Below are 257 nucleotides of genomic sequence, written 5' to 3'. Positions count from 1 at the left end.
CTGAGACCTGGCGCGCACGGTTAGCCGATATCAGTTGGTTTATGCGCAGTCTGAATGAATATATCGCCCGTAAAGCCAACCAGGAGGATAGCTGTCGGGGACATTTCTGGGAAGCGCGTTTTAAAAGCCTGGCCTTGCTGGACGAGCAGGCACTACTGAGCTGCATGGCGTATGTTGACCTTAACCCGATACGAGCAGGCATCGCCGAGACGCCCGAGCAATCGGCATTTACCTCAGTCAAACAGCGGATAGATACC

Annotated in this window: 1 protein-coding gene; it reads left to right on the top strand. The window is 54.1% G+C overall.

Features of this window, described 5'->3' with window-relative positions; all coding sequences use genetic code 11:
• A partial coding sequence (locus JW499_RS22125) for a transposase (protein ID WP_416135415.1) occupies nucleotides 1-257 on the top strand: 257 nt, incomplete at both ends.

Source organism: Amphritea pacifica (genome assembly GCF_016924145.1).
Lineage (GTDB): Bacteria > Pseudomonadota > Gammaproteobacteria > Pseudomonadales > Balneatricaceae > Amphritea > Amphritea pacifica.
Note: the sequence above shows the minus strand (reverse complement) of the source record. Positions and strands in the feature narration are given on the sequence as shown.